This is a genomic window from Streptosporangium amethystogenes, from assembly GCF_000721075.1.
Taxonomy (GTDB): domain Bacteria; phylum Actinomycetota; class Actinomycetes; order Streptosporangiales; family Streptosporangiaceae; genus Streptosporangium; species Streptosporangium amethystogenes.
The window spans coordinates 49,869-72,998 of record NZ_JOEQ01000007.1; the positions used below are offsets into that span (position 1 = coordinate 49,869).

The following is a 23,130-nucleotide window of genomic DNA, read 5'->3' on the forward strand; positions in this document are numbered from 1 at the left end:
CGGATTGTCGGCCCCGCCGGGTGGGCCAGGGACGGCCGATGACCGGGGCCGAGGCGCTGACCTGCGCCGGAACGTCCCGGGGCGGGTTCAGGGGCCGGGCGGCCGATCCCGGGGGCCGCCCGGAAGCCGCCCCCGGGAACCGCTCAGGAGGAGAAGACGTGGTCGACGAGCCTGGCCGTCGCCTTGCCGTCGTCGCGAGGCGCGTAGGTGCGCTGGAAGAGGTCGTACCGCTCGGCGTGGGCGGCGGTCACCTCGTCGATCGACCGCAGTGCCTTGATGACCTCGGCCCCGGTGGAGAGCAGCGGGCCGGGTGCCTCCGCGGCCAGGTCGAGGTACATGCCCCGCTTGGACGAGTAGCGCTGCAGGTCGTGCGTGAAGAAGAGCATCGGCCTGCCGGTCGCCGCGAAGTCGAACATGACCGACGAGTAGTCCGTGATCAGCACGTCGGCGATCAGCAGTAGATCCGTAATATCGGGATATGTCGTAACGTCGCGTCCGAGGCCGACGGGCACGTTGGGCGCCGCCTGCATCGAGTGCGCCCTGATCAGGAACTCGTGGCCGGGGCCGAGCACCCGGTGCGCCTCGGCCAGGTCCAGGCGGATCGAGGCGTTCTTGCGATCGTAGTCACGGTAGGTCGGCGCGTAGAGCACCACCTTCGCCCCCTCGGCGATGCCGAGCCTGGCGCGCATCCGCGCCGCCATCTCGTCGCGGTGGGGGGCCACCAGCACGTCGTTGCGCGGGTAGCCGCTCTCCAGGACCTCGCCCTGGTAGCCGAACGCCTTGCGCAGCACCCGGGTCGCCCAGGGGCTCTGGGAGACCAGCAGGTCCCAGCCGCGCACCTCGACCGCCTGTCGGTGCCAGGCCGGCGGCCTGGGGTCACGGGACATGTGCGGCAGGTCGTTGCCCAGGCGCTTGACCGGGGTGCCGTGCCAGGTCTGCACGACCGTCTGGTCCTCTCGCGCCCGGAACCAGGGCGGCAGGAAGCCGTTGGTCACCACGTACCGCGAGCGGGCCAGCACCGCGTAGTGCTCGCGGCTGCCCGCGCGCACCACGGTCGGCCCCTCGCCCTCTCCGAAGCCGAGCTCCGCGGGGCCCGGAGGCGTGAACGCGCCGTCCTTGACCACCCAGATCTGCTCTCCGGCGTCGCCGCGCCGCACGCGCTCCTCGTAGATCGCGCGGACGTTGCCCTCGTACTGCCGCCCGTCGTAGGCGACGTAGACGATCGCGTCGTTCAGCTCTCGGGTCCGCTCCGCGGGGTAGAAGCCGCGGCGCAGCGCGTACAGGCCGCCGGCGCCCTTCTCGTCGTCGGGACGGTGCTCGGCGACGGAGAGCACCGGAATGTCGAAGCGGGTGGAGATCAGGCGGTACTCACGGCCGTCACGGATCTTCGTGCCCTCGTCCAGATCGTCGAGGATGGCGTGGTCGACGCGGAACGGGACGATCTGGCCGGCCGGGTTGCGGACCGCCATGCTCCAGGTGCCGCTGCCCAGCGGCACCGTGTCCCCGAAACGGGGCATCGCGGCGGCCGCGATCCGCACCGTGAAACGGGGGCCCTCCCGCTCCAGGGGGATGGCGTGGATCAGCCCGCTGCGGTGCTTGAGGGTCAGCTCGGCCACACCGGAGCCCGGGTAGGAGCCCTCCAGGGCGAGCGCGCCCTGCTCGTCCCAGGTCGCGGCGGTGATGACCGGGCGGATCCGGTGCGCGGAGACGCTCACCCGGTCACGCCGGTCACGCAGCACGGTGATCTCACGATCCCCGACGACCGTACGGCTCTCCTCCGCCTTGCCGATCATGACGGAGGCCGCGGGATCGCCCTTGGGCTCGATCCAGAGACGGCCGCCGTCACGTTCCTGCAGCAGGGAGGCCACGGCGAGCGGTACGACGACCGCGGTGCCGCCGTCGACCGGGGTGAAGTCCGCGGCGATCCGGTGGCCGTCCAGCCGGGCGTGCCCCCTGCTCGCCTCCTTGCCCGGCAGGAAGACCTGGACCTCCAGCCGCTCGCCGTCCAGCTTCACGCCGGTCAGTTCGGCCCTGGTCGGCTGTAGCACCACCTGGAGTGCCCGGTCGGAGGTCCAGACGGGGCGGATCCACCAACCTCCGCCGAGGTCAAGCCCCGAAGGACGCTCGGTACGGCCGGTGGAGGGGCCGCGCAGCAGGCCGACGGCGCGGGCGCCCCGGCTCCAGATCACGATCTCGGCGCGCCAGGTGGTGGTGTCCTGCACGGTGGTGCGGCGGCGCAGCAGCCGCTTGCCACCGCGCACGACGGCCCGCACCGCGGAACGCCAGCGCAGCGGCCACGGGCTCAGCTCGGCGGTGAACCCGGACCAGTCGTAGTTGCAGCCTGCCTCTTCCGCGCCGTAGGTCGCCTCGGGGTGGAAGATCCTCCGGGTGCGCAGCCGCACCGGCGGCAGCCAGCGCGGGCCGCGCAGCACCACCGTGGCCCTGTTGAAGCGGCGGCTGCGCACCGACAGCCCGGCCAGATAGGCATGGCCGCTGACGTGCAGCCGCCCGCCGGACCAGGAGACGTCCTCGATCTGGGTCATCGGGATGAGATCCGCGGCCCGCAGCCGGAACAGCGACTCGGGCAACTCGTCCTGGAGCGGCAGATCCGCGTACCAGCGGAGTTTCTTGCGGACGCGCCTGGACGGTTCCGCGGCGGCGGTCACGAGCTTCTGCAACGCGTCGCCGTCGGCGAGGTCGTCGATCTCACGGTGCTCGATCAGGTGAAAGGCGATCCTGCGGGCGACCGGCAGGTCCCGCTTGGCCCTCGCGTCCACACCGGTCACGTACGGCTTCAGGACCGTGACGAACTCGCGGCGCCGCGCGGCGCCGCGCTTGGCGGCGATGTCCAGCCGGGAACCCAGCGGCCCGGCCAGCGCGTCGGCGTCGAAACGACGGCGCTCATCCGGTTTCAGCCCGTCGGCCAGCACCGCTGCCATGATCGAGTCGAGTGGTTCTCCCCGGTCACAGAGGTCCTGGACAACCCGAAGACGGTCAACGACGGGGTCGCCGCTGGCTCGTGCGGGGGTGGCACCGATGGCCATGGGGAAAGCACCGCCTTTCGGACAGAGCGCTGTCCTAGGCCATGTTAGTGCGCCACGGCAGGGCCGGTTACGCGGTGAATTAAGGGTTCCCGGGATTTACAGGCTTTTGTGATCTAAGGCTTTCCGCCCCATCTGGCCTCCCGCATATCGGCTCGGGCGCCCCGCAGCGGGGTCCGCTCCTCGCGCCAGTTCACCAGGCATCGCTGCTCGTGGCCGGGTGGCGGGGTGCCGTCGGCGTGCACGACGCGCCACCATGGCACGCCCCCGCCCCAGGTGGACATCACCCTGCCGACCTGGCGCGGGCCGCCCTCGCCGAGATACTCGGCGATGTCGCCGTAGGACATCACCATGCCGGGCGGAATGCGCTCGACCAGATCCAGCACCCGCTCGGCGTACGGAGTGGGATGGCCTACTGGCTCCATACCGTCGGCCCGGCCGTGAGGATCTCGTCGAGCTTGCCGAACTCGTAGGCCACCGAGCCGTTCAACTGCTCGACCAGACCGCCACGGATCGCGTAGGACTCGCCGTCCTCGCCGACCAGCCGTGCTCCCAGCAGGGCGGACACGCGTGCCAGCTGGGCCACCTGCCAGTCCGATCCGGGGGCGCCGGACAGGCGGCCGTTCCATATCGCTATGGCATGAACCGCACCATTGTGGCGGGCCAGGACCTCCCCCGACTCCTGCGACCCTCTGAACTCGAACCCCGCCTGCCCCAGCACAGTCGCGAGTTCCGCGAAGGCGAGAGGCGCAGGGCGCTCCACGCGCAACTCGTACCCCATAACGCGGGAGAATAGCGAACCTTCCGGGTTTCCCGGAGTGTAAATCCCGACATTCGGGCTATCGCATCCGAACAGTGTCCTAAACGCGTTCTAATTGACTTCAAACTGCGCTTATCCCCGCGGTCTCCCACGCTTGGCCGTTTCCGCGTCCACCACTACCGGTCCATTCCTGTCCGACTGCCGGCCGAGCATCACCACGGCCGCCGCGAACGCCACCAGGCCGCCGACAAGGCTCGTTCCGTAAAGCCAGAGCCTCAGCGGATCGGGGCCCGGTCTGCTGTACTCCTCGTGCGGGACCCCGGCGCCGAAGTACTTGTCATCCGGGACCGAGATCTCCTTCGCACCCGTCACGAGCCGATCCGCCCTGGCGAGCGCCGCGGCGGCGTCGACGACGCCGAACCCGATGTGGTCGTCGTAACCGGCGGCCGGACTCTCCGAAGCCGTGGAGACCAGGGCCTGCGCCACCATCTGCGGCGCGATATTCGGGTATTTCGCTTTTATTAGTGCGGCGACCCCTGCCACCAGCGCGGTCGCCGAACTGGTCCCCTCGGAGGATCCGTAGTTTCCACCGGGGACGACCACCGGCACCCCGACACCGGGCGCCGAAACCAGGACCGACAGATTGTCGCTGCTGAACCTCGCCGGCTTGCCCAGCCTGTCCACCGCCCCCACACCGATGACCCCGGAATATCCGGCGGGGAAGTTCCAGAAGGAGGTGGAGTTGTCCTTGGTGTACTGGGAGTCTCCGTCGTTGCCCACCGCGGCGACGAGCACCACACCCCTGGACAGCGCGTAGGAGACCGCCTCCCGCTCGCTCCGGTGCGGCCCGTAGGCGCCCAGCGACATGCTGATGACCTGGGCCCCGTTGTCCGCGGCGTAACGGATCGCCCGGGCCAGCGGACTGTCGCTGCGCGAGCGCAGATCCTCCTCCGGCAGCGCGGAACCGTCCTTGGGACGCTCCTCGACGATCAGCGGCAGCGAGAGGATCCTGGCCTCGGGGGCGATCCCGAGAAGACCTCCCTCGCCGTTGCCCGCCCCCGCGATGAGCGAGGCCATGGCCGTACCGTGCCGTCCGGCGTCCGGGGAGTTCCTGTCGAACTTGACAGATCCCATGTCGGGTCCGGAGGTCACCCGCCCGCGCAACTCGGCCACCTGGTCGTCCACCCCGCTGTCGACCAGGGCCACGGTGACGCCCGAGCCCCTGGTGACCTTCCACGCCTCCTGCGCACGCAGCATCTCCAGCACCCAGCGCTGGTCCTCGCGCACGTCGGCGCCCTCCGGCGGCGCGGCCAGCACCGGAGCGGCGGGCATCTCGGCGGGCACGGTCGCGAAGGCCGGCACCGCCGGGACCGCCACCGAGATCGCGACCAGCACTCCTGTCGCCCACAGCCGCCGCCTCAGCACACGTTCCCCTGGGTGCACTGGGGCACGGCGCTCGGCTCGTCGCCGAGGGCCCTGGCGATGCGCCCCGCGACCGCCTGGGCCGCGGGCCACAGCTCGCTGTGCAGGATCTCCTCGGGGGCGATCGCCTGGCGGGTGCGGCCGTCGGTGTAACCGGCGGCGGAGAAGACGATGTAGGGGCCGACACCGACCCAGGCGTTGCGCTGGCGCTGGGCCGCCCCGAACAGCTCGGTCGCCGTGCCGGGGAAGGCCACCGGCCGCACCCCCACCCTGTCGTCCACGGCCAGCTGCGCGGAGGCGGCGAGCCGCCGCTCCTCGTCGGCGAGCACGGCGATGCCCACGGTGAAGACGAACGTGGACGTCTGGTCGACGTAGGTGGCCCGCAGCAGCGTGCGGCAGCCGTGCCGGGTGAGCACCGACCCCACCTGCGCGTCGGTGCCGGCCGCGCAGGCCACCTCGGGCGCGAGGCCGACCCTGCGGGCGTACTGCTGGACCCTGCCGAGGCCGATGTACTGCAGCTCGACGGGGAAGACCAGGTCCGCGGTCCAGGTGTACCAGCGCCTGGCGATGTCGTCGGAGATGTAGCGGGCCTGCTCGGCGGCGGTCAGCGGGCGCGAGCTCGTCTCGCGCAGCAACCCGACCGCGCCGGTCAGCACGTTGGTGGCGGCGATGGCGAGGATCGTGCCCACCAGGATCAGGAAGATCGTGCGGAACCGGACGCCCTGTTCCAGGGCCGCCAGTTCGGCACGCTGAATCGCCGCGCGGTCACGGCCCGCCGCGGGCCAGGAGCGCACGCGGTGCCGCCTGACCGTGGCGCCCTGCGCGGGCGCCCGCCTGGTCGGGCCACCCCCGGCGGCACTCACCCGGGAGCCGGACGGTGGCCAGCCGCCACGGGCGCGGGGTGCCGGGGCTCCCAGACGCCGCTCCGGCTCCTGGGACCGCCCTGGCTGCGACATACTCCGATGCTACGTCGCCTGCCCTCTCCGCCCCATCAGCGGCGTACATTTTCGCGGCGGCGACCTTGGCCCGGCTCCGGCCGCGATCCGGGGCCGGGCCCGGTGCTCACGGCCAGGGCGCGGCGACCCCGTCGGGCGTGGGTTCCTGGTAGGTCGTCGACGAGCGCGCACGGCCGACGAACACGGCGATCGTGACCAGGCAGGCGATCGCGCCGAGCCCGGCGGCCACGGCCACCCCGCCGTACAGGTTGATCCTGTCCCGGTCACGATGGACGACCCGCACCGGCTCGACCGCCAGACCCAGCGGGCGGGCGGGGTCATGCCCGCCGGCCCCCTCCGCGGTGAGGGTGTGCCGGGAGATCCGGGCGGCCGCGGCGAGTGCCCGGGTGGCGTTGACGACGCCGAAGCCCATGCCGGTGTCGTAGCCGCCGGTGGGCCGCCGGGTGGCTCCCGCGGTGATCGCCTGAACAACCAGCACGGGCGACATTTCCGGATATTTCGCCTTAATGAGGGCGGCGACGCCCGATACCAGAGCGGTCGCCTGCGAGGTGCCGCGGCCGACCCAGTACTCGTCGCCGGGACCCGCCCCGAGGATGTCCACCCCCGGCGCGGCCACCAGGACCGAGGGGTTCCGGTTGGAGAACGAGGCGCGGCGCAACCTCTGGTCCGTCGCGGCGACCGAGACCACTCCCGGGAAGGCCGCCGGATAGGAGTAGGGGGCGTTGCCGCCGGCATCGGGCTCCTCGGCACCGTCGTTGCCCGCCGCCGCGACGAGCACGACCCCCTTGGAGATCGCATAGCGGATCGCCGCCCGCTCCTCCCTGGTCGCCAACTCCTTGGAGATCGACATGTTGATCACGTCGGCGCCGTGGTCCACCGCGTACCGGATGCCCCTGGCCACCACGTTCTCGTAACGCTCGGCGGTGTTGAACTCCCGGAAGCCGGGCTCCTCGTCCTCCAGGATGACCCGCACCGACAGCACCTTCGCGCGGGGCGCGACACCGATCACCCCGTCTGCCCCACCTGGCCCGTGACCGTGCCCGGCGATCAGCGACGCCATGTACGTGCCGTGCAGCCGGAGGGGCCGCACACCCCGCGGGTTGGCCCCGGCGGTGAAGTCACTACCCTCGATCACCGACCCGGCCAGGTCACGGTGGTCGCTGTCCACCCCCGAGTCGAGCACGGCCACGACCACGTCCTCCCCCTCGGACACCCGCCACGCGGCGGGCAGGTCGAGGGTCCGCAGCACCTCCCGCTGGCTGTCCCTGACGTCGTCGGCCCGCGCGGCCGGGGCCGGTCCCACCGCCCCCGTCAACACCGTCAACACCGTCAGTGTCAGCAGCGTCGTCGCCACGAGCGCCCCGCGGGCGGCGGAAGGACGCCTCGGCACGGTCAGCATCGCCACTCCGCCGAGGCGCAGTCGGGGCGGGCGGGCCTGGTCAGGTCGGCGAGGATCCGGTCGGCGATGTCGCCGGTGAACGCGAACAGGGTGGGCCGCTGCTCGCCGACCGCGCTGGCGGGCCGGCCGTCGGTCTGGCCGACCGTGGCCATCACCATGTAGGGACCCGCCTGCCGGACGAGACCGGCCTGGCGCCCCGCGGAGACGAACCGGTCGGTGACGGTGCCGGGGAAGGCCAGCGCCCTCAGGCCCGGCGAGGGCCGGTCGCCCCTGGGCAGCGCCGCCTTGGCCCTGGTGGCGCCGATCTCGTCGGCGAAGGCCGCGACCCCGATGGTGACGACGACCCCCTGTAGCGCGTCGATGTAGGTGGCGCGCAGGATGCCCAGGCAGCCGGCCTCCCGGAGCGCCTTGCGCAGCTTGGCGTCGACCGCGTCGTCACAGCGGGTCTCCGGCGAGATGCCCACCCTGCGGGCCTTCTCCTCGCCCCCCTGCTCCGCGGCGTAACGGACCGTCTTGGGGAAGACCCGCCCGGCGGGCCACGCCTGCCAGCGCCGTGCCACCTCGTCGAGTGCCGCCCGATCGAGTTCCGCCTGGGTCGGCCCCCGGGTGAGTTCCGCTCCGGCGGCGCTGGTCGCCACCCCGGCCACGATCGCGCAGAACAGCGTCAGCGCCGATGCCACGACCAGCGTCGGCCATGAATGCCGTCGCTGACGTGGGACTTCGTTCACGCTCTCGACCTTAATGCGGCGAGGCGGGTGTCATCCGCCGTTCCGTCCATATCCGTCGGAGCGGAAAGCACATGTGGCGGCGGGGCGAGGGCCTCCCGAACGGCGAGGGAACGGCGAGCGCCCCGTGGAGCGCGTGCTCCACGGGGCGCGGGCGGTAAGAGCCCCACCGGGCCGGTCAGTAGGTCGGCAGGCTCGGGTCGACGGTCTTGATCCAGCTGAGCACGCCGCCGCCCACGTGGACGGCGTCGGAGAAGCCGGCGCTCTTGATGACCGCCAGGACCTCGGCGGAGCGGGCACCGGACTTGCAGTGCAGGATGATCCTCTTGTCCTGCGGAAGCCCCTCCAGCGCGGATCCGTTGAGGAACTCGCCCTTGGGGATGAGCACCGCGCCGGGGATGGACACGATCTCGTACTCGTTCGGCTCGCGGACGTCGATCAGGTAGATGTTCTCGTCCGCGTCCTGCATGGACTTGAGATCGGCCGCGGTGATCGTGGAGCCGGAGGCGGCCTCCTGGGCCTCCTCCGAGACCGCGCCACAGAACGCCTCGTAGTCCTCCAGGAGCTGGGTGACCGTCGGGTTCTTGCCGCAGAGCACGCACTCGGGGTCCTTACGGACCTTGACCGAGCGGTAGTTCATCTCCAGGGCGTCGTAGATCATCAGGCGGCCGACCAGCGGCTCGCCGATGCCCGTGAGGAGCTTGATGGCCTCGTTGACCTGGATCGAGCCGATCGACGCGCACAGCACGCCGAGCACGCCGCCCTCGGCGCACGAGGGGACCATTCCGGGCGGCGGCGGCTCGGGGTAGAGGCAGCGATAGCAGGGGCCGTGCTCGGCCCAGAAGACGCTGGCCTGACCGTCGAAGCGGTAGATGGAGCCCCAGACATACGGCTTGCCGAGGAGAACCGCCGCGTCGTTGACCATGTAACGGGTGGCGAAGTTGTCCGTGCCGTCCACGATCAGGTCGTAGCCGGCGAAGATCTCCATCACGTTGTCCGTGGTGAGCACCTCGTTGTGGACGATCACGTTGACCAGGGAGTTGATCTCCCTGACGCTGTCCGCGGCACTCTCGGCCTTGGGGCGGCCCACGTCGGACTGGCCGTGGATGACCTGCCGCTGCAGGTTGGACTCGTCGACCACGTCGAAGTCGATGACGCCGAGCGTGCCCACTCCGGCGGCGGCGAGGTAGAGCAGCCCCGGGGAACCCAGGCCACCCGCGCCCACACAGAGCACCTTCGCGTTCTTCAGGCGCTTCTGCCCGGCCATGCCCACGTCCGGAATGATCAGGTGGCGCGAGTAGCGGCGCACCTCATCGACGGTCAACTCGGCTGCCGGCTCTACCAGTGGTGGCAACGACACAGTTCTGCTCCCGTTTCAGGGGGTCTTGACGATACGGCTAGCACAGCACGCTCCACTCACAACCTAACCTGGTGCCCTGGTCATTCCCCAACCGGAGTGAGGACCGTCTCACCTATCAGGATCCTGGCCTCGCGGGCCACCCGGTCGGGGAACTCCATCTGGGCCACGTGCCCGGCGTCGGGCAGCAGCACCAGCTTCACCTGCGGGAACGTCCGGCCCGCGCGGGCCGCCATCCGGGGGTTGACGAGCCGGTCGTGGCGACCGTGCACGACCAGCGTGGGCGCGGTCACCTGAGCCGCCTGCCGCCACAGGTTCGTCTCCCCGCGCCGGAAGTACTCGGCGACGATGCCGCGCGCCGAGTTGATCAGTGCCGCCCCCGCGTACGGGAGACCGTCCCGGCGGCGCACCTCCTCGATCGCCTCCTTGAGCCGCTCCGGGTGAATCCTCCCCACGTCGGCGTAGCACATGGCGAGCGTGGCACCGAGCCTGCGCTCGGCGGGCAGCAGGCTCAGCCGGCTCGCCGCCCACTCGCCGAGCCTGGGCACGGCGGACAGCGCCACCCGCGCGGGACCGTACCTGGGCAGCAGGTCGGGCAGGGCCGGTGAGATCAGGGTGAGCGAGCGGACCAGGTCGGGACGGGTGGCGGCGAGCCGCACGGAGACGGCCCCGCCCAGGGAGTTGCCGAACAGGTGGACGGGGGTCCGCGAGACCCGCTCTATCAGGGCGGTGACGGTCCGTACGTGGGCGTCGACGGAGTAGTCGCCACCGGACGGCTCGGGCGAGTATCCGGCGCCCGGCAGGTCGACGGCGTGACCGGTCACCACGTCGAAGAGCTCGCCCATCAGGTCTGTCCAGTTGGTCGCGGAGCCCGCGAGGCCGTGTACGTAGACGGCGGTCTCCGCGGGGCCTGGCGGGGTCGACCGCACGTGGATCCGCTGGTCGCCGAGGTCGATCATCTCGCCCTGCCAGTTGGGGATCGGTTTGTGCACCACGCGTCTCCTCCTGTCGTCCGGCCGCTCTTCCACGATAGTTCGCCTCTCGACGCGCCAGACGACAGCCCCCCGGTACCACAAAAGGCACATAAGCCTATTTTATCCAGATGTCTTTTTATTACATGCTTTATCACCATTAGTTAGACATCTCTTCCACCCCTTCCCCCCTCGAAGAACAAATGCGACATTAAAGACATTTAACCTGAAAGCGGCTAGTAACTATCCAAGATCGACCACAAATAGATAAGGAGAGAGCAAAAGGATTTGATCTCCGTTTATCAGCAGACATGCGAGGAAATCATGACAACCAGAGATGGCTCATCACTGGCTATCTCCGGTAATTCCCGGCCAATTCGGTAAGTGCCGAAAATCGGGGCAACCGATCCTTTCAAGGGGGAAACGCAATGCCCAAGTTCAAGGGTGTCCCAACGACCGCCTCGTGCCCGTTCTCGCCCAGCGCGACGAAAGGGAGTAGCAGGCCTCCCGATCACCGGACCCGAGTCGCACACCCCGATCGGGGCGCGGCACAGCCGGAACATGAGGCCCCTCACGGTCGAATCCGTGATTTCGAGCGGCTTCGAAACCGTAGCGGAGCGACAGGATCCCGGTATTCGCCATGATCATCTCCTCTCACCGAGAAACCATGATCAGAAAGCGAAAACGGGAACTTGAGGAGAAATCCTCAAGATCCTGACTCCAACGCAGTGCGAGTTCTCATTTCTCAGGAATCACAGCGGGGCCCCGCGGTTTTCGAACCGCGGGGCCCTCGCCCATGCGCCCGGCCTCCGGCTCGCCACCTTCCCCGCCCCCACCCCCCTTTCACCGTCACCCCTCCCCGCCTCGGCCCACCTCGACGCCGGCGTACGAGAGCGGCCCCGCGGTGCCCGCCCACGTGACAGCGAGACGCCCCGGAGACAACCTCGGGACCGTCCAGGAAGCAGGCAGGGGCTCCCTACGGCGCACTCCCTCCCGCTCCTCGACGGCACCCTTCCCACGCCAAAGCACAAATGCGACATTAAGTGCATATCCTTTCAAGGGGGAAACGCAATGCCCAAGTTCAAGGGTGTCCTCGCAGGGCTCGCGATCAGCACAGCACTGGCCGGCGGAATCGTCGGCATGGGCGCGGCGACCACCGTCACCAGCGCCAGCGCGATGACCACCACGGTCACCGCTGCCGCCTACCCGACCTGTGGCGGCGGCTGGGGCCGCGGCTGCGGCTGCTGCGGCGGCTGCCGCTCGAGCTTCCGTCACACCCGCCACCGCTTCAGGCTGATCATCAACAACCACAACAACAACGACAACCACCTGGACAACGACAACCACAACGACCGCCTCGTGCCCGTTCTCGCCGAGGAGCGCCGGAGGGACTAGCGGACCTCCCGGTCACCGGACCCGAGTCGCACGCCCCGATCGGGGCGCGGCACGGCCAGAGGCCGAGACCACACGGTCGGATCCGCTATTTCGAGCGGCTTCGGAACCGTAACGGAGCGCCAGAGGTCCCGCGTTCGCCACGATCACCGCTTCCCACCGGGAAACAGTGGCCGAACAGCGAAACGGGAGCTTGACGAGAAATCCTCAAGCCTCTGACTCCAACACAGTGCGAGTTCTCATTACTCAGGAATCACAGCGGGGCCCCGCGGTTTTCGAACCGCGGGGCCCTCGCCCATGCGCCCGGTCTCCGGCATATCACCTCGCCCGTCGTTCTCACCGCCCGCTTTCCACGCCTCGACGCCCGCACGCCAGAGCGGCTCCCGCGGCGTCCGTCAACGCCCACCGGATCCGGGCGCGGCGGGACACCCCGGAAACGACCTCGGACCGGACCACCCAGGAGGCCGCCGATGCCCCTGCCGCACCCCGTCCCCCACCACACCCGGCACCCTTCCATCGTCAAAGCACAAATACGACATTAAGTGCATTTCACTTTAAATCAATCAATAAGAGTTCAACATCGACGATAAATATCTAAGGAGATAGCAAAAGCCTTCGATCTCCGTTTATCAGCAGACATGCAAGGAAACTATGACAACCAGGGATGGCTCATCACTTGCTATCTCCGGTAATTCCCGGCCAATTCGGTAAGTGCCGAAAATCGGGGCAACCGATCCTTTCAAGGGGGAAACGCAATGCCCAAGTTCAAGGGTGTCCACAACAACCGTAACCACCTGGACAACGACAACCGCAACGAGCGCTTCGAGCCCCTTCGCGTCGAAGAGCGCCGCCGTGAGCGCGACGACAACAACGGCGGCAACAACGGCGGTAACAACGGCGGTAACAACGGCCTTGGCACCCCCCCGGTCTCCTAGTCAGCTGACCAGGGACACGCACCTCGATTGGGGTGCGGAACGGCCGGAGGCCGAAACCACGCGGCCGGATCCGCGGTTTCGAGCGGCTTCGGAATCGTGACCGAGAGACAGGACCCCGTATTCGCCATGATCACGGCTTCTCACCGAGAAGCAGCGACCGGGCCTCGAATACTGGAACTTGAGGAGAAATCCCCGAGCCTCTGACTCTCGACGACAGTGCGAGTTCTCATTTCTCACGAATTGCAGGCGGGGCCCGCGGTTTTCGAACCGCGAGCCCCGCTGTGATGTTCGGCCCCACCGCCCTCCCCTCTCCCTCGGACATCAGCCGAGCGGCCCCCAGCCCGCCCCGGCCACCTGGCACCAATGTGACCGCATCCAGCCATATATCGAACACATGTTCCAAAATATCGCTGGAAAATGTAAAGCGCCGCCAATGCCGCAGGCACCGCCATGGGCAATCCGATGCCGCGTCTTTCTCGGCGCGCGGCATCCGAGGTCGTACGCTGGGCGTTGTCCGACGTTTGCAGGAGCCGGGTCAGGACAGGAAACGTGCCGAAGCCCGGATGACGACAGGGGATGTCAGACATGAACCCGCACGGCGACAGAGAGCACGGGAGAACGGTCGACGATCCGTCCGAGGAGATCTCGATCGAGACACCCGAGGCCGACGCCGCCGAGCAGCGCCGGTCGGCACGTGAGGGCGGCTCCGACTCGTCTCCCGACCTCTCCGCGGAGGCGGAGGTCGACCCCGCGGACGCCGCCGAGCAGAATCGGACCGCGCGTGAGGAAGACGAGGAGTGGCCGGATACGGTTCCCATGGAAGCCGATCCCGCCGACACCTTCGAACAGCGCCGCACGGTCGAGCTCGATGAGGACGATTATCGCTGACCCGTGTTACCCGCGCGTAGGATGGCCCCAGACGCCAGGAGTTTCACCGGAGGAGACCACGTGACCGCTACCCCGGACGCCAAGCCCCGGGGCACCCGGCTGCCCCGGACAGCCCGCCGCCGCCAGCTGCTCAGTGCGGCGCAGGAGGTCTTCGTGGAGAACGGCTACCACGCGGCCGCGATGGATGAGATCGCCGAGCGGGCCGGGGTCAGCAAGCCCGTCCTCTACCAGCACTTCCCCGGCAAGCAGGATCTCTATCTGGCCCTGCTCGACCTGCATGTGGACGACCTGATCACCCGCTGCCGCGACGCCCTCGCCTCCACCACGGACAACAAGCAGCGTGTCCAGGCCGCGATCGGCGCGTTCTTCGACTTCGTCTCCAGCCAGGGTGAGGCCTTCCGGCTGGTGTTCGAGTCGGACCTGCGCAACGCCGCCCCGGTCCGCCAGCGCATGGAGCGCAACCTCCGGGAGAGCGCCGAGATGATCAGCCAGGTCATCCAGGAGGACACCGGCTGCTCCAGCGACGAGGCGCGCCTGCTGGGCGTCGGGCTGGTCGGGATGGCCGAGGTCAGCGCGCGTTACTGGATCAGCAGCAACGGCTCCATCCCCAAGGACGCGGCCACCCAGCTCATCGCGCGTCTGTCGTGGCGCGGCATCTCCGGTTTCCCCCGCACCGTCGCCGACCACTGAGAACGCCCCGTGGCCACGGGACCTCTGTTCGCTTGGCGCGATCAACCGGCGCGTCGGACCTTCGATGGGGTGACCATGGGACGAGCAACCCTCATCGAAAGGGAGCAGGATGGAAATCAAGATCGGCGTACGTTCCGTGCACCGTGAACTCGTAGTGGAGACCGACCTCACGGCCGACCAGGTCGAGAGCGAGATCAGCGCCGCCCTCGCGTCCAGCGCCGGTGTCTTCACCATTACCGACGTCGGTGGCCGGAAGGTCATCGTCCCGATCGCGTCACTCGGCTTCATCGAGATCGGTGGGGAGGCGATGCGTCCCGTCGGCTTCGGCGGCACGCTCTGACGGACCCCGAGGCTCGCGCCAGATCGTCGTCCCCCGCCGACACGGCGCGGTCCGCGGATCTGGCGTGAGCACCGGCGCCGGGTGACCCACCCCCTACCGAGGGCGCCAGACGGCCCGGCACCCGTCCCTTCGGGCTCAGAAACGCCCGTCCCCCCATGTGCCCGAGCACTCGTCCCGCTCGCCGAACCCGCAGCAGCGCGGACGTCTGACCCGGCGGAGATGCTCCTGGCCCCGGCCGACGGCCGGACACCCCGCGCCTCCTCTGCGTAACACGGGACGCGAGGTCCAGCGGTTCGGCCCACATCTCGTCAAGGAACTGCCATAGCGGCGCGAGGCCCTCATGTCTCGCACGCTACCGCTGTTCGGCGCCCCACGCGTCTTGATCCGCGGGACCGGTTTCCCTGCTCCGCCTCCGCGAACAGGTCCAGGACCGGCCCAGCAGCCGCTCCAGCGGCCGGTCCGGAGGTGGAGGACACGCCCCGAACGGCCGTCCGGCCCCCGTACCGGGAGCCTGGAGCCGGAAGACCGGCCGCGCAGCCGGTGACACGCCCCGGGCGGGGCGGCCCCGCTCCCCGCGCCGGAGAGCCGGAGCCTGCGGCTCACAGCCCCAGAGCGGCCATCCGGTCGCCGTGCTTCTCGGTCAGCCGGGCGAACATCCGGCCGATGTCCTCCCCCGCCGCCTCCACCAGCAGTGCCGCGAGCTCCGGTCTGGCCGCGGCCACGTGCTGTCCCTGGCTCAGCGCCTCCCCGACCAGCCGCCTGGCCCACAGCGCCAGCCGCCCCGCCTGCCTGGGGTCCTCCTGAAGCGCCGCGCCCACCCTCTCGACGGCGAACTGCGACCGCCCCTCGTCGGCGAGAACCTCCTCGACGAGGTTCCGCGTCCGGTCGTCCACGCCGATGGCCGCCTCACGGTAGAAGTCGAGCGCGATCCCGGTGCCCACATACGCCTTCACCAGAGCCTCCAGCCAGTCTCCGGGGGCGGTCTGGGCATGCCAGTCGTCCAGTGGCCCCACGAAGGGCGCCATCGCCTCCTCGGGATCCACCCCGAGGTCGGCCAGCCGGTCGCGGAGCAGCTCGAAGTGCGCGTACTCAGCCGCCGCGAGGCCTCCGAGGGCCGCCCGATCGGTCAGTGAGGGGGCATACCGCGTGGCGTCCTCGGCGAGTCTGAGGAACGCCGTCAGCTCGGCGTAGGCCAGAACACCGAGCAGGTCGGGGACACCGGGAGGGGAATCACTCATGGAGGCAGCCTACGATCTGATCGACCTCGCGATTCACCGGGAATACGAAGAAATCGGTTCTCCGTTGTGGTATCGAGTACACTGCTCTGTGAAAGTGCGACCGCACCGTGTTAATCCGGGATATCCACTCCCGGACGCCCCCAAAAGTCGGCGTGACGCCGCAGCGGTCGCTGATGACATGAGAAGGCTGGACCTTCCGCGAGGACCCGGCACGGGGAACACGTTTTCTGCCCGTGGTCCCGGCAGTCCTGCCTTCAACGGAGATTTAGGCAGGCCAAGCTGACGACGTTCCGAGACCTCGGAGTCACCCCAGAGATCGCCGATGCCCTTGAGACCGAGGGCATCATCGCGCCGTTCCCGATCCAGGAAATGGCACTCCCCCTGGCCCTCAACGGCCAGGACATCATCGGCCAGGCGCGTACCGGCACCGGCAAGACCTACGCCTTCGGCGTGGCGATGCTGCAGCGTGTCGGCAAGCCGAGGAAGAACCGCAAGAAGCCCCGCGGGCTGGTCGTGGTACCGACCCGTGAGCTCGCCGTCCAGGTCACCGAGGACCTCGTGACGGCGGCCGGCAAGCTCGGCTCGCGGATCCTCACCGTGTACGGCGGGCGCGCCTACGAACCCCAGATCGAGGCGCTCAAGCAGGGGGTCGACGTCATCGTCGGCACCCCGGGCCGCCTGCTCGACCTGGTCAAGCAGAAACACCTCGACCTCAGCCAGATCGGGACTCTCGTCCTCGACGAGGCCGACCGGATGCTCGACCTGGGCTTCCTGCCCGACATCGAGCGCATCATCAAGCTCATCCCGGCGGAGCGGCAGACGATGCTGTTCTCCGCGACCCTGCCGGGCGAGATCGTCGCCCTGTCCAGGCGTTACCTCACCCGCCCCACCCATGTGCGGGCCGAGAACAACGACGCCGAGGCCGAGGCGACCCCGCAGACGACCCAGTTCGTCTGGCGCACGCACCGGATGGACAAGATCGAGATCGTCGGCCGCCTGCTGCAGTGCGATGGCCGCGGGCTCACAATGATCTTCTGTGAGACCAAGCGCGCCTGCGACATGGTCGTCGAGCAGCTCAAGGAGCGCGGCTTCGCCGCCGCGGCCGTCCACGGCGACCTCGGTCAGGGCCAGCGCGAGCAGGCCCTGCGGGCCTTCCGCAACGGCAAGATCGACGTACTGGTCGCGACGGACGTCGCGGCACGCGGCATCGATGTCGACGACGTCACCCACGTCGTCAACTACGACTGCCCGCAGGACGAGAAGGCGTACGTACACCGGATCGGCCGTACCGGCCGGGCCGGCAAGACGGGTGTCGCGGTGACCTTCGTCGAGTGGGAGGACCTCACTCGCTGGAAGGTCATCAACAACGCGCTCTCGCTCTCCTTCCCCGAGCCGGTCGAGACCTACTCGACCTCCCCGCACGTCTTCAGCGATCTGGGCATTCCCGAGGGCACCAAGGGCGTGCTGCCGCGCGCCAACCGCTCCCGGGCGGGCCTGGCCGCAGAGGAGGTCGAGGATCTCGGCGAGACCGGGCGAATCCGCTCCCGCTCTCCCCGCAAGGGGCGTGAGGACGATCGTGAGGAGCGTCGTGAGCGTCCGGCACGCACGTCCCGCGAGCGCCGTCGCACTCGCGGCGGCCGTACCGGCGAGGAGATCTCCACGCCGGTCACGGCCGAGGAGGTCCAGCCCGCTGAGTCCCCTGTCGTCGAGATCGCTGAGGTGGAGACGGACGTGGCACCCCGCAAGGACAGCCGTGACGACCAGTACGCCGCCGAGGCCGCGCCCCGCCGGGGCCGTGCCCGCAGGGCCGGGCTGAACCCCGAGGTGAGCCTCGTCGGGAAGTCCGAGGCTCCGGCTCACCCCGATTCCACGACGGACGAGCCGGTCCGCAGGCAGCGCCGTGCCAGGCGCGAGCAAGTGGCCGAGCTCCCCTCGTGGAGCGAGGAGCCGGTGGCGGAGTTCACGACGGACGTGGAGGACGACATGGCCGAACACTGGGACGACGAACCCGCGGCGGAGGTCTCCGGGCCCCGGCCGCAGCCCGAGAAGATCATTCCGCCGAGCCCGTTCGCGGTGATCTTCAAGTCTCCGGACCTGGCGTCGGACGACGACGAGATCGCCCCCTCGGCGGCCTCCGAGCGCGTGCAGAGCCGCCGCCGTCCGCAGATACGCGGACAGCAACGAGGGCCTCGTCGCCCGAACCAGTAGTAACAACACCAAAAGGGGCGCGACCGTACCGGGTGGCGCCCCTTTTCGCGCTCCCGGACGCACGGAGCGATGTCATCAAGAGAGGTATCGTGGGGCCACGTGAGTACGCCGCGTTTTCTGACCATGCCTCCTGGCGTCCGCTCTCGCCAGATCGAGACGACGGTGGGCGCCTTCGCCGCCCTGGAGGCCCTGCCCGTCAGCGGCATTCCCGAGCGCTGGCCGGCCCTGCTGGTCCCCGGCCTGACGGGGAGCAAGGAAGACTTCATCGCGGTGCTGCAGACGCTCGCCCAGTCCGGCCGCCAGGTCATCGCGATCGACATGCGAGGCCAGTTCGAGTCGAACGGCCCTGACGACAGGAGCGCCTACAGTTGCGCCGCGCTCGGCAACGACATCGACGTCCTGGCCCAGGTGATCGGCCACGGAGGCCCGATCCACCTGGTCGGCCACTCCTTCGGCGGCCTGGTCACCCGGGAGGCGGTCATCGACGGCCGTACCCGGTTCGGGTCCTACACGCTCATGAGCTCCGGACCCGCCGCGATCGTCGGGCCCCGCGAGCGCGCGGGCCGCATCATGATCTCGGAACTGCCCGACCTCGGTCTGGAGCACCTGTGGCACAACCGGATGGAGCCCGAGGCCCTGTCCGCCGGGGTCTCCGACGAGATCATCGCCTTCCTGCGCAAGCGACTGTTCGCCAACTCGCCCACCGGCATGTACACGATGACCGAGGAGGTGCTCTCCGCGCCTGACCGGTGCGACGAGCTCACCCAGGTCGATGTCGCCACCCTGGTCCTGTACGGCGAGCACGACGACGGCTGGCCGCCGCATATGCAGTCCGAGATGGCCCGCCGGCTGGACGCCGACTGCGTGGTGGTCCCTGGCGCGGCCCACTCCCCCGCGGTGGAGGCCCCGGAGACCACGGCCGCCGCGCTCATCCGTTTCTGGAACGCCGCGGAGAGGCGGCCGAGAAGCTGACCTGGGATTTCCCGCTGACGGGGCCCTGTTGGACGGGCCGTCGAATGTCATGTAATGATTTACTTACTATGGCGAGCATCGAAGACATCGTCGTCCAGCCTCCGCACACCGCGACCTGGCTGGTGCACATCGACCGCTCCATGTGGGTCGGCGGGGTCCGCGGCCTCATGCTCCAGGCCCTGCATCCCCTCGCGATGCGTGGCGTCTGGCAGAACTCCAACTTCCAGCAGGATCCGTTCGGGAGGCTCCGCCGCACGGCGGACTTCGTGGGCAGGGTCACCTTCGGCAGCCCCGCGGAGGCCGACGAGATCGGCCGCCATGTCCGGGGAATCCACCGGCGGCTCCGCATCAACGACCCCGACACCGGCCGTACCCACCGGGTGGACGACCCGGAGCTGCTGCTCTGGGTGCACTGCGCGGAGGTCTCCTCCTACCTGGCCGTGGCACGCCGGGCGGGCCTGGGGCTCAGCGACCGCCAGGCCGACCGCTACCTGGCCGAACAGCGCCGCAGCGCCACCTACGTCGGCCTGCACGCCGAGGACGTGCCCGGCTCCCTGGCGGAGCTGGACGACTACCTCGCCTCGGTCCGCCCGGCGCTGAGGGTCACCCCCGAGGCCGCCTCCACCGTGCGCTTCCTGCTCTGGCCGCGACTGCCCGCCGAGCTGCGTGCCCTCACCCCCGGCAAACCCGCCTACTTCCCCTTCGGCGCGCTCTGCCACTACTCGCTGCCCGACTGGGCCAGACGGATGTACGGCGTGCTGCCCGAGGTGCCGCCCAGCACGGTGGCCGCGGCGCTGAGGGCGTTCCGGCTGACCATGAACTCGCTTCCCGAAAACGTCCACGACCGGGCGTTCACCCCCGGCACCCGCGAGATGCTCAGGGCCTCCCGCGAGCGGCTCGGGGCCGCGGGTTACGACCTGAGCAAGGGGCTCAAGGGGCTGACCGACCCGCGTCGCTGGCCGGACCGGCTGCCCCGCACCGCCTGACGCGACGTCTGACACGACGCGCCGAACGGTCAGTCCGCGAGGGCGTCCCACGGTTCGCGGTCGCCGCCCGCGGCCTGGCCCTCGGGGCAGTGGCGGCGAAAGTCGCACCACGAGCACAGCGGGCCCGTACGGGGCGGGAAGGAGGCGTCGACCTCGGGCGGCACCGGGGGCGGGGTCCGGCCGATGCCCCTGGTCCGTGACGCGGCCGAGCCGGTTTTGCCGGGGCGGGCGGCCGACCATGCCCGGTAACGCTCGTCGGCCTCGGAGGCCTCGACGGCGATCTCCTCGGCTCGGCCGAGGTGCCGGGCCAGCGACTCGTCGGTGTGCTCCCACTCCACGACGGAGGCGGTCGGCAGATGATGGAGCTCGACCCGGTGGCATGGGCGGTGCATCATCGCCGAGGAGGCGATGGCGTAGACCGCCAGCGCGAGTGAGGAACGGGCGTCGTCGGTGGTCAGCGGGCGCCGGCCGGTCTTGTAGTCGACCACGACCAGTTCCTCACCGCGCCGGTCGAGCCGGTCCACCCGGCCGGAGAGGGCGACGACGGAGGTGCGCGTGGCGACGGTGCGCTCGACGCCGACCGGCTCCGCGGCGGGGTCGAGACCCGCCACGTATTCCCGGACCATCTCCCTGGCCCGGTCACGCCAGGCGGCCGACTGCTCCGCGTCGCGGAACCCCTCGCCGATCCATCCCCTGGTGAGCAGGGCGGCGGCGACCTCGGGCGTACGCCGTTCGTACGGCTCGCGCCACCAGGCGGCCAGGGCGTTGTGCACGCTGACGCCCACGCTGTTGTGCGCCCACGGCGGCCCCTTCTGCGGCGCGGGCCGATCCAGGTAGGTGAACCGGTAGCGCCGGGGGCAGTCCAGCCAGCTGTTCAGCCGCGACGGCGTGCAGGCGTACAGCCGCCGCGGCATGCCATCCAGGGGAAGCTGGTCCATGGAGGGCTATTCGTCCCGGAGGTTCAGCCGGATCCCCGCCGCGCGCGTGCCGTCGGTCAGCGGCCCTTCCTCCTGCTCCTGCGCCCCTCGGGTCAGCGAGCCGGAGAGCCAGGCGTCGAACTGAGGCTCCAGGTCACCGATCGTGGTCTCCTCGCCGTGCGCGGGCAGCACCCGGGTGGCGTGGGGCAGGGTGAACAGCCGTCCTCCGATGGCGGTCAGCTGGTCGGCCAGAGCGGGATACTCACCGCCGACCCTGCCGGGGCCGTCGGCCTGGAGGGTCTTGCCGGTGAAGACCGCCTCCAGGGCCTCGCAGTAAAGCGAGACGCCACCGTGGGAGACGCCCGGGGTGGACATGACCTCCAACTGGACACCGCCGACCTCGAACAGGCCCTCGTCCTCCATGTCGATGTCCGGCCAGGTGTCCGGCCAGGTCAGTCGCCACAGCGGCCTGTCCTTGGGGTGGAGGGCGATCACCGCCTCGTCTCTGGCCGCGACCTCGATGGCCGCGCCCACGTGGTCGGGCAGGCCGTGGGTGCAGATGATCGCCAGCACCTCTCGCTTGCCGACCTTCTCCAGGATCGCCTCCGCGTCACGCGCGGGGTCGATGACGATGACATCCTCGTCGTCACCCAGGATCCACGTGTTGTTCTCGACCTTGTGCTCGACGCCGTCGACATCGACGACGCCCTCGGTCACCACTCGCTCGATACGCGCTGTCACGCTTCCGAACTTTACTGCCTTCGTCCACCCTCCGGTCCGGACGGAACGGTCAAGGGTTCGAATACCGAGCGGGCGGTCAGGGGGCCGGGGCCTCCAGTCGCGGGGAGAACGCCCCGAAGGGCAGGTCGAGGGTCTGGTCGTGGTCGCGCAGATCGCGCAGGGACAACTCGGCCAGGGTCATCAGGTAACCGGCCTCGGCGGGCCACACGACCGCCCAGAGCCAGTTCCCCAGCGCCTCACCCACGTAGACCGCCCGGTCACAGGCGGCGGTGACGCACCACAGGGCGGCCGGATGGCCCTTGACATCGATCTTGGCGTGCGGCGGACCCTGGTCGAAGCCGGTGCCCGGATCGGTGCTCTCCAGCCCGGCGAACGCCGCGCCGAGCCCGACCCCGGGCTCCTCGGCGATGAGCAGCAGATCGGCGGGCCCATAGGTCAGCGAAGGTCCTGAGACCGCGACCACCGTGGCCCGTACGCCGCTGCGCTCGTCGCCCACGTAGGCGAACCCGGTGACCAGCCATCCCGTGGGCAGCGGCCACGGGACCCAGACCGGGACGCGGGAGATGCGGGTGACGGCCTCCACCGCGGCGGTGGAGGGAGGTATGGGTGGCTGGAACGGCAGCACATCACCGTGGGGACCGCATCTCCAGGAGCTTGACCAAGCACTCGGCGGACGTAGCGGGCCGAAACAGCGTGGGCATGTAGGGGCGGCTTTCACGCCTACCCACGCTGCTTCTTCGACGGCCCATCCGTCAAGAGGCCCGGTCGTTATCACACCGTAATATTGTTCACGTGCGTGTAAATTGTGTGGGGGCGATCATCCACGACGGCTCGGGGCGGATGCTTCTGGTCCGCCGCGGCCGGCCACCCGGGATGGGGCTGTGGTCCGTCCCCGGCGGCCGGGTCGAGCCGGGCGAGTCCGACCCGGAGGCGGTCATCAGAGAGGTTCTGGAGGAGACCGGCCTGACCGTCGTCCCCGGGCGCCTGGCGGGAACCGTCGACCGCCCCGGCCCCGGCGGTGCCGTCTACGAGATCCGCGACTACCTGGCCGAGGTCTCCGGCGGCACGCTCTCCGCCGGGGACGACGCCGCGGACGTCCGCTGGGTCACCCACGCGGAGCTACAGCGGCTCCCGCTCACCCCCGGCCTGCTGGACGCGCTGGCCGAGTGGTCGGTCATCGCGCGGCAGTGAG

Annotated in this window: 22 protein-coding genes; 9 read left to right on the forward strand and 13 right to left on the reverse strand. The window is 69.8% G+C overall.

The genetic code is table 11. The features are described 5' to 3' along the window. Positions 1-143: 143 nt before the first annotated feature. From IG98_RS0112725 to IG98_RS0112765, 9 genes are all read right to left on the reverse strand, one after another. Positions 144-3,044 (reverse strand): CDP-glycerol glycerophosphotransferase family protein, encoded by a 2,901-nt coding sequence (locus tag IG98_RS0112725; protein WP_245651525.1) that lies wholly within the window; start codon positions 3,042-3,044, stop codon positions 144-146. A 113-nt stretch (positions 3,045-3,157) separates the two neighbouring features. Further along, on the reverse strand, positions 3,158-3,466 hold the full coding sequence (locus tag IG98_RS0112730; protein WP_030910518.1) for an MGMT family protein: 309 nt from the start codon (positions 3,464-3,466) through the stop codon (positions 3,158-3,160). Next, complete coding sequence (locus IG98_RS0112735) at positions 3,454-3,822, reverse strand: hypothetical protein (RefSeq protein WP_030910521.1); 369 nt, start codon at positions 3,820-3,822, stop codon at positions 3,454-3,456. Before IG98_RS0112735 ends, IG98_RS0112730 begins: the two co-directional genes overlap by 13 nt. Before the next feature lie 111 nt (positions 3,823-3,933). Next, entirely contained in the window at positions 3,934-5,226 is a 1,293-nt protein-coding gene (locus IG98_RS0112740) for a S8 family peptidase (protein ID WP_084195316.1), read from the reverse strand. Further along, positions 5,220-6,179 carry a hypothetical protein gene (locus IG98_RS0112745; protein WP_245651526.1) on the reverse strand — a complete coding sequence of 320 codons (960 nt, stop codon included), beginning with the start codon at positions 6,177-6,179 and terminating at the stop codon, positions 5,220-5,222. The genes IG98_RS0112740 and IG98_RS0112745 overlap by 7 nt, the downstream gene beginning before the upstream one ends. A 106-nt stretch (positions 6,180-6,285) precedes the next feature. Then, complete coding sequence (locus tag IG98_RS0112750) at positions 6,286-7,578, reverse strand: S8 family peptidase (protein ID WP_084195317.1); 1,293 nt, start codon at positions 7,576-7,578, stop codon at positions 6,286-6,288. Continuing rightward, positions 7,572-8,306: a hypothetical protein gene (locus tag IG98_RS0112755; protein WP_245651527.1), complete on the reverse strand. Its 735-nt coding sequence runs from the start codon at positions 8,304-8,306 to the stop codon at positions 7,572-7,574. The genes IG98_RS0112750 and IG98_RS0112755 overlap by 7 nt, the downstream gene beginning before the upstream one ends. 175 nt (positions 8,307-8,481) lie before the next feature. Continuing rightward, positions 8,482-9,663 carry an adenylyltransferase/sulfurtransferase MoeZ gene (gene moeZ, locus IG98_RS0112760; RefSeq protein WP_030910537.1) on the reverse strand — a complete coding sequence of 394 codons (1,182 nt, stop codon included), beginning with the start codon at positions 9,661-9,663 and terminating at the stop codon, positions 8,482-8,484. 80 nt (positions 9,664-9,743) lie between these two features. Beyond that, on the reverse strand, positions 9,744-10,655 hold the full coding sequence (locus tag IG98_RS0112765) for an alpha/beta fold hydrolase (RefSeq protein ID WP_157594301.1): 912 nt from the start codon (positions 10,653-10,655) through the stop codon (positions 9,744-9,746). A gap of 1,047 nt (positions 10,656-11,702) precedes the next feature. On the opposite strand from IG98_RS0112765, the gene IG98_RS0112770 reads away from it, so the two are divergent. The 5 genes from IG98_RS0112770 (at position 11,703) to IG98_RS0112795 (ending at position 14,876) form a co-directional block, all read left to right on the forward strand. After that, positions 11,703-12,026 carry a hypothetical protein gene (locus IG98_RS0112770; RefSeq protein ID WP_030910544.1) on the forward strand — a complete coding sequence of 108 codons (324 nt, stop codon included), beginning with the start codon at positions 11,703-11,705 and terminating at the stop codon, positions 12,024-12,026. A 752-nt stretch (positions 12,027-12,778) separates the two neighbouring features. Further along, on the forward strand, positions 12,779-12,958 hold the full coding sequence (locus tag IG98_RS0112775) for a hypothetical protein (protein WP_030910546.1): 180 nt from the start codon (positions 12,779-12,781) through the stop codon (positions 12,956-12,958). Positions 12,959-13,543: 585 nt separating this feature from the next. Further along, positions 13,544-13,846: a hypothetical protein gene (locus IG98_RS0112780; protein ID WP_051752031.1), complete on the forward strand. Its 303-nt coding sequence runs from the start codon at positions 13,544-13,546 to the stop codon at positions 13,844-13,846. A gap of 60 nt (positions 13,847-13,906) precedes the next feature. Beyond that, complete coding sequence (locus IG98_RS0112790) at positions 13,907-14,536, forward strand: TetR/AcrR family transcriptional regulator (protein WP_030910552.1); 630 nt, start codon at positions 13,907-13,909, stop codon at positions 14,534-14,536. 109 nt (positions 14,537-14,645) lie between these two features. Then, the gene (locus IG98_RS0112795; protein WP_030910555.1) at positions 14,646-14,876 is read left to right on the forward strand and encodes a DUF3107 domain-containing protein; all 231 of its coding nucleotides are present in this window, start codon (positions 14,646-14,648) and stop codon (positions 14,874-14,876) included. Positions 14,877-15,475: 599 nt separating this feature from the next. On the opposite strand, the gene IG98_RS0112800 is transcribed toward IG98_RS0112795, so the two are convergent. Continuing rightward, positions 15,476-16,114: a ferritin-like fold-containing protein gene (locus tag IG98_RS0112800; protein ID WP_030910559.1), complete on the reverse strand. Its 639-nt coding sequence runs from the start codon at positions 16,112-16,114 to the stop codon at positions 15,476-15,478. A 369-nt stretch (positions 16,115-16,483) separates the two neighbouring features. On the opposite strand from IG98_RS0112800, the gene IG98_RS44775 reads away from it, so the two are divergent. The 3 genes from IG98_RS44775 to IG98_RS0112815 all read left to right on the forward strand — a co-directional run bounded on the left by IG98_RS44775 (position 16,484) and on the right by IG98_RS0112815 (position 20,280). Further along, positions 16,484-18,322: a DEAD/DEAH box helicase gene (locus tag IG98_RS44775; protein WP_084195320.1), complete on the forward strand. Its 1,839-nt coding sequence runs from the start codon at positions 16,484-16,486 to the stop codon at positions 18,320-18,322. A 99-nt stretch (positions 18,323-18,421) separates the two neighbouring features. After that, positions 18,422-19,294, forward strand: a complete 873-nt coding sequence (locus IG98_RS0112810) for an alpha/beta fold hydrolase (RefSeq protein ID WP_030910565.1) — start codon at positions 18,422-18,424, stop codon at positions 19,292-19,294. A gap of 68 nt (positions 19,295-19,362) precedes the next feature. After that, positions 19,363-20,280: an oxygenase MpaB family protein gene (locus IG98_RS0112815; protein WP_030910568.1), complete on the forward strand. Its 918-nt coding sequence runs from the start codon at positions 19,363-19,365 to the stop codon at positions 20,278-20,280. Between the two features lie 29 nt (positions 20,281-20,309). Here IG98_RS0112815 and IG98_RS0112820 read toward each other — a convergent pair whose 3' ends face one another. From IG98_RS0112820 to IG98_RS0112830, 3 genes are all read right to left on the reverse strand, one after another. Then, complete coding sequence (locus tag IG98_RS0112820; RefSeq protein ID WP_245651528.1) at positions 20,310-21,194, reverse strand: RecB family exonuclease; 885 nt, start codon at positions 21,192-21,194, stop codon at positions 20,310-20,312. Positions 21,195-21,224: 30 nt separating this feature from the next. Continuing rightward, on the reverse strand, positions 21,225-21,938 hold the full coding sequence (locus IG98_RS0112825; RefSeq protein WP_030910575.1) for an MBL fold metallo-hydrolase: 714 nt from the start codon (positions 21,936-21,938) through the stop codon (positions 21,225-21,227). 76 nt (positions 21,939-22,014) lie between these two features. Then, positions 22,015-22,713 (reverse strand): DUF6758 family protein, encoded by a 699-nt coding sequence (locus tag IG98_RS0112830; RefSeq protein WP_342666811.1) that lies wholly within the window; start codon positions 22,711-22,713, stop codon positions 22,015-22,017. A gap of 17 nt (positions 22,714-22,730) precedes the next feature. Between IG98_RS0112830 and IG98_RS0112835 the strand changes: the two genes are divergently transcribed. Further along, a complete protein-coding gene (locus tag IG98_RS0112835) occupies positions 22,731-23,129 on the forward strand; it encodes an NUDIX hydrolase (RefSeq protein ID WP_030910581.1) in 399 nt (132 codons plus the stop codon). Position 23,130 lies beyond the last annotated feature (1 nt).

Excerpts from the sequence above, each read along its gene's own strand:
- IG98_RS0112775 (WP_030910546.1), top strand. The coding sequence starts at position 12,779 with ATGCCCAAGTTCAAGGGTGTCCACAACAACCGTAACCACCTGGACAAC.
- IG98_RS44775 (WP_084195320.1), top strand. The coding sequence starts at position 16,484 with ATGGCACTCCCCCTGGCCCTCAACGGCCAGGACATCATCGGCCAGGCG.
- IG98_RS0112795 (WP_030910555.1), top strand. The coding sequence starts at position 14,646 with ATGGAAATCAAGATCGGCGTACGTTCCGTGCACCGTGAACTCGTAGTG.
- IG98_RS0112800 (WP_030910559.1), bottom strand. The coding sequence starts at position 16,114 with ATGAGTGATTCCCCTCCCGGTGTCCCCGACCTGCTCGGTGTTCTGGCC.
- IG98_RS0112770 (WP_030910544.1), top strand. The coding sequence starts at position 11,703 with ATGCCCAAGTTCAAGGGTGTCCTCGCAGGGCTCGCGATCAGCACAGCA.
- IG98_RS0112725 (WP_245651525.1), bottom strand. The coding sequence starts at position 3,044 with ATGGCCATCGGTGCCACCCCCGCACGAGCCAGCGGCGACCCCGTCGTT.
- IG98_RS0112735 (WP_030910521.1), bottom strand. The coding sequence starts at position 3,822 with ATGGGGTACGAGTTGCGCGTGGAGCGCCCTGCGCCTCTCGCCTTCGCG.
- IG98_RS0112730 (WP_030910518.1), bottom strand. The coding sequence starts at position 3,466 with ATGGAGCCAGTAGGCCATCCCACTCCGTACGCCGAGCGGGTGCTGGAT.
- IG98_RS0112750 (WP_084195317.1), bottom strand. The coding sequence starts at position 7,578 with ATGCTGACCGTGCCGAGGCGTCCTTCCGCCGCCCGCGGGGCGCTCGTG.
- IG98_RS0112815 (WP_030910568.1), top strand. The coding sequence starts at position 19,363 with ATGGCGAGCATCGAAGACATCGTCGTCCAGCCTCCGCACACCGCGACC.
- IG98_RS0112820 (WP_245651528.1), bottom strand. The coding sequence starts at position 21,194 with ATGCCGCGGCGGCTGTACGCCTGCACGCCGTCGCGGCTGAACAGCTGG.
- IG98_RS0112780 (WP_051752031.1), top strand. The coding sequence starts at position 13,544 with ATGAACCCGCACGGCGACAGAGAGCACGGGAGAACGGTCGACGATCCG.
- IG98_RS0112745 (WP_245651526.1), bottom strand. The coding sequence starts at position 6,179 with ATGTCGCAGCCAGGGCGGTCCCAGGAGCCGGAGCGGCGTCTGGGAGCC.